Source organism: Actinoplanes sp. KI2, from assembly GCF_025630775.1.
Classification (GTDB): domain Bacteria; phylum Actinomycetota; class Actinomycetes; order Mycobacteriales; family Micromonosporaceae; genus Actinoplanes.
The window spans coordinates 1-444 of record NZ_JAOSZE010000162.1 but is presented as its reverse complement, the minus strand read 5'-3'; the positions used below and the strand labels follow the sequence as shown (position 1 = coordinate 444).

Annotated in this window: 1 protein-coding gene; it reads left to right on the top strand. The window is 62.6% G+C overall.

The annotated features are described in order from the left end of the window. Positions 1–444: cbb3-type cytochrome c oxidase subunit I (locus tag ODJ79_RS46775; RefSeq protein ID WP_263030209.1), on the top strand; the 444-nt coding region annotated here is incomplete at both ends.

The following is a 444-nucleotide window of genomic DNA, read 5'->3' as shown; positions in this document are numbered from 1 at the left end:
CTGGTCGCCGCCACGCTGCTGATCGCGGCGCTGTCGATGTCGGTCTGGGCGCACCACATGTTCGTCACCGGCCAGGTGCTGCTGCCGTTCTTCAGCTTCCTGTCGTTCCTGATCGCGGTGCCCACCGGCATGAAGTTCTTCGTGTGGATCGGCACGATGTGGCGCGGCCAGATCAGTTTCGAGACACCGATGATGTTCGCCATCGGCTTCCTCGTGACGTTCCTGTTCGGCGGCCTCTCCGGCGTCCTGCTGGCCTCCCCGCCGATCGACTTCCACGTGTCCGACTCGTACTTCGTGATCGCACACTTCCACTACGTGCTGTTCGGCACGATCGTGTTCGCGGTGTTCGCCGGCATCTACTTCTGGTTCCCGAAGATGTTCGGCCGGATGCTCGACGACCGCCTCGGCAAGGTGCACTTCTGGCTGACCTTCATCGGCTTCCAC